At 71.6% G+C, this 7,390-nt stretch carries 3 protein-coding genes and 1 pseudogene; 2 read left to right on the top strand and 2 right to left on the bottom strand.

What is annotated here, in order from left to right; all coding sequences use genetic code 11:
- Together PROKR_RS01145 and PROKR_RS01150 are read right to left on the bottom strand one after the other, a co-directional pair.
- A pseudogene (locus PROKR_RS01145) lies at positions 1-291 on the bottom strand (hypothetical protein); the annotation flags it as partial.
- 2 nt (positions 292-293) lie between these two features.
- The gene (locus PROKR_RS01150) at positions 294-1,622 is read right to left on the bottom strand and encodes an MFS transporter (RefSeq protein ID WP_036958975.1); all 1,329 of its coding nucleotides are present in this window, start codon (positions 1,620-1,622) and stop codon (positions 294-296) included.
- A 257-nt stretch (positions 1,623-1,879) separates the two neighbouring features.
- Between PROKR_RS01150 and PROKR_RS01155 the strand changes: the two genes are divergently transcribed.
- Complete coding sequence (locus PROKR_RS01155) at positions 1,880-5,674, top strand: nitrate reductase subunit alpha (protein ID WP_051432572.1); 3,795 nt, start codon at positions 1,880-1,882, stop codon at positions 5,672-5,674.
- On the top strand, positions 5,671-7,326 hold the full coding sequence (gene narH / locus PROKR_RS01160) for a nitrate reductase subunit beta (RefSeq protein WP_036958977.1): 1,656 nt from the start codon (positions 5,671-5,673) through the stop codon (positions 7,324-7,326). The genes PROKR_RS01155 and narH overlap by 4 nt, the downstream gene beginning before the upstream one ends.
- Positions 7,327-7,390 lie beyond the last annotated feature (64 nt).

A 7,390-nucleotide genomic window follows, 5' to 3' on the forward strand; every position in this document is an offset into this window, starting at 1 on the left:
GGCCGGGTCGACCGGCTGGCCCTCGCCGGTCAGCAGGGACCGGCGGACCAGCGGCGTCGTGATCCGGTCGGCCGCCCCGAGCACTGCCGCCGACGTCCACCCCTTCTGGCACAGCCCGCCCCGGTTGGTCGGGAAGTCGCGCGGTTGCACCTCGGGGACACCGGCCGACGCCTGGCTCGGCGCCGGCGTGCCGGACGCCGCCGACGTCGCACGTGGCGTCAGCGACATCCCGCACTGCAGCGCGCAGTAGGGGCAGTGCGAGTCGACGGGGATCCCGAGGGTGGCGACCATGGTCAGACCCGTGCCTCGGCCATGGCGCCACGGCCGTAGACCAGCCAGCAGACCAGGGCCATCACCGCGTAGACGCCGATGAACAGCCACAGCGCGGGCACGATCGACCCCGCCGACGTGGTGGACAGGGCGAACCCGCGTGGGATGAGGAACCCGCCGAACGCCCCGATGGCGCCGGCGATGCCGATGCACCCGGCGGCGGCCTTCGCCGTCCCGCCGCTCGCCCGGAAGACAGCCGGGATCATGCGGTAGACGGAGCCGTTGCCCACGCCCGTGGCGACGAACAGGCCGAGGAACGAGCCGAAGAACAGCGCGAAGCTCCCGGACCCGAGGGCGGCGATGGCGCCCACCGCGCCGAGCGCCATCACGCCGAACGAGCCGATGGTCACCCGGGCTCCGCCCACGCGGTCGGCCAGGATGCCGCCGAGCGGCCGGGCGACGGACCCCACGAGCGCGCCGACGAAGGCGAGCGGGATCGCGACCTGGGGGAACTGCGCTGCCAGGAGCGTCGGGAAGGCGCCCGCGTAGCCGATGAACGACCCGAACGTGCCGATGTAGATGAAGCTGATGACCCAGGTGTGCTTGTGGTGCACCGCCACGCCGAACGAGCGCGGGTCCGCCTTGGCCGTGGACAGGTTGTCCATGTGACGCCAGGCGAGGAACGCGGCCAGCAGGATGAACGGGATGAAGATCAGCCCGGCCCGGTCGAGCGCCACGCCCGCCCCGGTGACGATCACCAGCGGTACCGCGAGCTGCACGGCCGCCGTGCCGATGTTGCCGCCTGCGGCGTTCCAGCCCAGGGCCGCGCCCTTCTCCTTCTCGGGGAAGAAGAACGAGATGTTCGCCATCGACGACGCGAAGTTGCCGCCGCCCAGGCCCGCGAGCGCCGCGGCGGCGAGCAGCACGGGGAACGGCGTGGTGGGGTCGCCGACGGTGAGGACGAGCGCGCCGGCCGGCAGCAGCAGGAGCAGGGCGGAGACGATGGTCCAGTTGCGGCCGCCGAACACCGGGACGGCGAACGTGTAGGGGATGCGCAGCGTGGCGCCGACGAGGCTCGGCACGGAGATGAGCCAGAACATCTGGTCGACGGTGAGGTCGAAACCCGCGGCGGGGAGCTGCGGTACGACGATCGACCAGATGGCCCAGACGCCGAAGCCGAGGAACTCCGCGAAGATCGACAGGACGAGGTTGCGCCGGGCGGTGCGGCGTCCGCCGTCCTCCCAGAGGGTCTTGTCCTCGGGGTCCCAGTGCTCGATCCAGCGTCCGGTGCGGCGCCGGACGGCGGGCTCGCTGGGCGTGGGTGCCTGGTCGCGTGTGGTCGGAGTGGACACGTCGTCCTCCCTGCATGGGCGTATGCCCGACGACGCCGGGCGCGCCCGGACCGACAGGTGCCCGTCCGGGGCCGGCCCGACGTCGGACCGACATCCAGGAACCTAGGGAGACGGTGTTTCATCGCCCGACAAAGAGCAGTTAATCGACCGTAAGGAAGAACGCACAGGGGGCCGGCCGGGGGTGTGAGGCGTTGCTCGCAGCATCTGTGCCGCAGATCAGGTCGCGCATTCTCAGACCCCAGGTGAAACTGAAAAAGATGGCCACCGAGGACGCACTCGTCAGGCTGGGACGGCACCTCCGCCGAGGGGAGGTGTCCGAGGACCTGCGCCGGCTGTACCTGGAAGGGGGTCGGGGCGGCGACTCGTTCTACCGGGACCGGTGGTCGCACGACAAGGTGGTCCGCTCCACGCACGGCGTGAACTGCACGGGGTCCTGCTCGTGGAAGGTGTACGTCAAGGACGGCATCATCACGTGGGAGACCCAGCAGACGGACTACCCGTCGGTGGGCCCGGACTCCCCCGAGTACGAGCCGCGCGGCTGCCCGCGCGGGGCCGCGTTCAGCTGGTACACGTACTCGCCCACCCGGGTGCGCTACCCGTACGTGCGGGGCGCGCTGCTGGAGGCGTACCGGGCGGCGAAGGCCCGCACCGGGGACCCGGTCCACGCGTGGGCCGAGGTCACGGGTGATCCCGCCGTCGCGAGCGCGTACAAGCGGGCGCGCGGCAAGGGCGGCCTGGTCCGGGCCACGTGGGAGGAGGCGGCGGAGATCGTCGCGGCGGCCCACGTGCACACGATCAGGGAGCACGGGCCGGACCGCGTCGCCGGGTTCTCGCCGATCCCCGCGATGTCGATGGTCTCGCACGGCGTGGGCGCGCGGTTCGTGCAGATGCTGGGCGGCACCATGCTCAGCTTCTACGACTGGTACGCCGACCTGCCCGTGGCGTCCCCGCAGGTGTTCGGCGACCAGACGGACGTGCCGGAGTCGGCGGACTGGTGGAACGCCGCCTACCTGATCATGTGGGGCTCGAACATCCCCGTGACACGCACGCCGGACGCGCACTTCATGACCGAGGCCCGGTACCGCGGCCAGAAGGTCGTGGTGGTCTCCCCCGACTACGCGGACAACACGAAGTTCGCCGACGCGTGGCTCGCCCCGCACCCCGGCACGGACGGCGCGCTCGCCCTGGCGATGGGCCACGTGATCCTGCGCGAGTACCTCGTGGACCGGCGCACCGAGCGGTTCGCGGCCTACCTCAAGCAGTACAGCGACTCGCCGTTCCTGGTGCGCCTGGACCCCGTGCCCTCGTCCGGTGCGGGACAGCACGCGGCGGACGACGGCGAGGAGGCGTACGTCCCGGGCAAGTTCCTGACGGCGGCCGACCTGTCCGACGACGTCCTGCCCGGCGTGACCGCCGAGGCCAACTCGCACTTCAAGCCCGTACTCCTCGACGCCGACGGCTCGCCCGTGGTGCCGAACGGCACGCTGGGCCACCGCTACGGCGACGCCGACGAGGGCCGCTGGAACCTGGACCTGGGCGACGTGGACCCGGCGTTGAGCCTCGCTGATCTGCAGGGGGTCTCGACAGGCTCGACGGACTCGACCGGCGAAGGGCCGGTCGAGTCCGTCGCCGTCGCCCTCCCCCGCTTCGACGTGGTCCCCGGGCCCGAAGACGACGCCCACACCGGTGGCAAGGGCGTCGTCGTGCGTGGCGTGCCGGTGCGGCGCGTCGGCGGACACCTGGTGACCACGGTGTTCGACCTGATGCTCGCCCAGTACGGCGTGGGCCGGCCCGGGCTGCCGGGCGACTGGCCCGCGGGCTACGACGACCCCGCGCCCGGCACCCCTGCGTGGCAGGAGGAGATCACGGGCGTCCCCGCGGCCGCCGCGGCGCGGATCGGACGGGAGTTCGCGCAGAACGCCGTCGACTCCGACGGCCGGTCGATGATCATCATGGGCGCCGGTACGAACCACTGGTTCCACTCGGACACGATCTACCGCGCGTTCCTGGCGCTGACCACGATGACCGGCTGCCAGGGCGTGAACGGCGGCGGCTGGGCGCACTACGTGGGCCAGGAGAAGTGCCGCCCCGTGACGGGCTGGGCGCAGTACGCGGGCGGGCTCGACTGGGTGCGGCCGCCGCGACAGATGATCGGCACCGCCTTCTGGTACCTGGCGACCGACCAGTGGCGGTACGACGGTCTGCCCGCCGACACGCTGGCCTCGCCGCTGGCGCCCGGCCGGTTCGCGGGCCGCACCACCGCGGACACCCTGGTGGAGTCGGCGCAGCGCGGCTGGATGCCGAGCTACCCGACGTTCGACCGCAACCCGCTGGACCTCGCCGACGAGGCCCGGGCGGCGGGCAGGCCGCCCGCCGAGCACGTGGTCGACGAGCTGAAGGCGGGCCGGCTGCGGTTCGCCGTCGAGGACCCGGACGACCCGGCCAACTTCCCGCGCGTGCTGACCGTGTGGCGGGCCAACATCCTGGGGTCGAGCGGCAAGGGCAACGAGTACTTCCTCAAGCACCTGCTGGGCACCGACTCCGCGGTGTTCGCCGAGGAGTCCGCGCCGGAAGGGCGTCCGAGCAGCATGACCTGGCGCGACGAGGCCCCGCGCGGCAAGCTCGACCTGCTGGTCACGATGGACTTCCGGATGACGAGCACCACGCTGTTCTCCGACGTCGTGCTGCCCGCCGCGACCTGGTACGAGAAGCACGACCTGTCCTCCACGGACATGCACCCGTTCGTGCACGCGTTCAGCCCGGCCATCGACCCGCCCTGGCAGACCAAGACCGACTTCGCCGCGTTCCACGCGATCGCACGGAAGATCTCCGCGATGGCGATCGACCACCTGGGCGTGCGGCACGACGTCGTCGCGTCGCCCCTCGCGCACGACACCCCCGACGAGATGGCCGTGCCCCACGGCACGCTGACCGACGCCGACGTGCCGTTCCGCGAGCGGCACCTGGTGCCAGGCGTGAACATGCCCAAGATCGTGGAGGTCGAGCGGGACTACCCGGCGTTCGCGGCCCGGATGGCCGCGCTCGGCCCGCTCACCGACGGCGTCGGCATGGTCACCAAGGGCGTGCCGTTCTCGCCCGACGCCGAGGTGCGCCGCCTCGGCGAGATCAACGGGCTGGTCCCCGACGGTCCCGTGGCCGGACGGCCGCGGCTGGACCGCGACACGCACGCGTGCGAGGCGATCCTGGCGCTCAGCGGCACCACCAACGGCCGCCTCGCGGTCCAGGGGTTCGAACGCGTGGAGCGCCGCACCGGGCGACCGCTGGCCGACCTGGCGCGCGAGGACGAGGGCCGGCGCATCACGTTCGCCGACGTCCAGGCCCGGCCCACCCCGGTGATCACCTCGCCCGAGTGGTCCGGCAGCGAGCACGGCGGACGCCGGTACAGCGCGTTCGTGGTCAACGTCGAGCGGCTCAAGCCCTGGCACACGCTGACCGGGCGGCAGCACTTCTACCTGGACCACGACTGGCTCGTGGAGCTCGGCGAGCAGCTCCCGGTGTTCCGCCCGCCGCTGGACATGCACCGGCTCTTCCCGGACTCCCCGTCGCTGGTCGAGCATGCCGAGACCGGCGCCGAGGTCGTCGTCCGCTACCTCACGCCGCACTCGAAGTGGTCCATCCACTCCGAGTACCAGGACAACCTGTTCATGCTGTCGCTCTCGCGCGGCGGGCCGAACATCTGGATGTCCCCGGGTGACGCCGCCCGCATCGGCGTCGCGGACAACGAGTGGGTCGAGGCCGTGAACCGCAACGGCGTCGTCGTGGCGCGGGCCGTGGTGAGCCACCGCATGCCGGAGGGCACCGTCTACATGCACCACGCCACCGACCGCACCGTGGACGTGCCGATCGCGGAGGCGTCGGGGCTACGCGGCGGCATCCACAACTCGCTGACGCGGATCCTGCTCAAGCCGTCGCACCTGGCCGGTGGCTACGCCCAGCTCTCCTACGCCTTCAACTACCTGGGGCCCACCGGCAACCAGCGCGACGAGGTGACCGTGGTCCGGCGCCGCAGCCAGGAGGTGCGCTACGAATGAAGGTCATGGCCCAGATGTCGATGGTGATGAACCTCGACAAGTGCATCGGCTGCCACACGTGCTCGGTGACCTGCAAGCAGGCGTGGACCAACCGGTCCGGCACGGAGTACGTCTGGTTCAACAACGTGGAGACCCGCCCCGGGCTGGGCTATCCGCGCACGTACCAGGACCAGGACGAGTGGCACGGCGGCTGGGTCCGGACCAGGCGGGGCCGGCTGAAGCTCCGCGCGGGCGGGCGGCTGAAGAAGCTCGCGACCATCTTCGCCAGCCCCAAGATGCCGTCCATCCAGGACTACTACGAGCCCTGGACCTATGAGTACGACATGCTGCTGTCCGCGCCGCAGGGCGCGCACACCCCGGTGGCACGACCGAAGTCCCTGCTCACGGGCAAGGACATGAAGATCGAGTGGTCGGCCAACTGGGACGACGACCTCGCCGGGTCCACCGCGACGATGCAGGACGACCCGGTGCTGAAGCACATGAGCGAGCACGTAGCCGAGGAGCTCGAGCAGACGTTCATGTTCTACCTGCCGCGCATCTGCGAGCACTGCCTCAACCCCGCGTGCGTGGCATCCTGCCCGTCGGGCGCCATGTACAAGCGGGCCGAGGACGGCATCGTGCTCGTGGACCAGGAGGCCTGCCGCGGCTGGCGGCAGTGCGTCACCGGCTGCCCCTACAAGAAGGTCTACTTCAACCACAAGACCGGCAAGGCCGAGAAGTGCACGCTCTGCTACCCGCGCATCGAGGTGGGCCTGCCCACCGTCTGCTCGGAGACGTGCGTGGGCCGCCTCCGCTACCTCGGCCTCGTGCTGTACGACGCCGACCGGGTCACCGAGGCCGCGTCCGTCGAGGACGAGCACGAGCTCCTGGCGGCCCAGCGGTCGGTGTTCCTCGACCCGGACGACCCCGAGGTGGTCGCCGCCGCGCGCCGCGAGGGCATCCCCGAGGACTGGATCGAGGCCGCCCAGGCGTCCCCGACCTGGAAGCTGATCAACGACTACGAGGTGGCGCTCCCGCTGCATCCCGAGTACCGGACGCTGCCCATGGTCTGGTACATCCCGCCGCTGTCGCCCGTCGTCGACGTCGTCGCGAGCTCCGGGAACGACGGTGAGGACCCCCGCACGCTCTTCGCGGCCATCTCGAAGCTGCGCATCCCGCTGGAGTACCTCGCGGGCCTGTTCACGGCCGGCGACACCCGGCCCGTCGAGCGGGTGCTGCGGCGGCTGGCCGCCATGCGCTCGTACATGCGCGACGTGAATCTGGGCAATACCCCGAACGAGTCGACCGCGAGCGCCGTCGGCATGACCGGCCCGCAGGTCGAGGAGATGTACCGGCTGCTGGCGATCGCCAAGTACGACGACCGGTACGTGATCCCGACGGCGCACGCCGAGCAGGCCCGGGACCTCGAGGAGATCGCGTGCTCCCTGGACTACGAGGGCGGTCCGGGCATGGGCGGCGCCGGACCGTTCGGGGAGTCGTCGGGCCCGCCCGTCCCGGTCGCCGTGGAGAACTTCCACGCGCTGTCGTCCCGGCAGACCGCCGACTCCCCGAACGGGCCGTCCACCCCCGGCCGGGTCAACCTCCTGAACTGGGACGGCAACGGGCGACCGGACGGCCTCTTCCCACCGGAGGACGAGGGGAAGGCGTCATGAGCCTGTCGTTCCTGCCGCGTCCGATGCTCCGCCGCGGCGCCCGCCCGGTCTCCGGGGGCGAGCC

It is taken from the genome of Promicromonospora kroppenstedtii DSM 19349 (assembly GCF_000515355.1).
GTDB classification, from domain to species: Bacteria; Actinomycetota; Actinomycetes; order Actinomycetales; family Cellulomonadaceae; genus Promicromonospora; species Promicromonospora kroppenstedtii.

Bases quoted from the DNA above. Each gene is read 5' to 3' on its own strand.
- PROKR_RS01155 (WP_051432572.1), top strand. From the start codon at position 1,880: ATGGCCACCGAGGACGCACTCGTCAGGCTGGGACGGCACCTCCGCCGA.
- narH (WP_036958977.1), top strand. From the start codon at position 5,671: ATGAAGGTCATGGCCCAGATGTCGATGGTGATGAACCTCGACAAGTGC.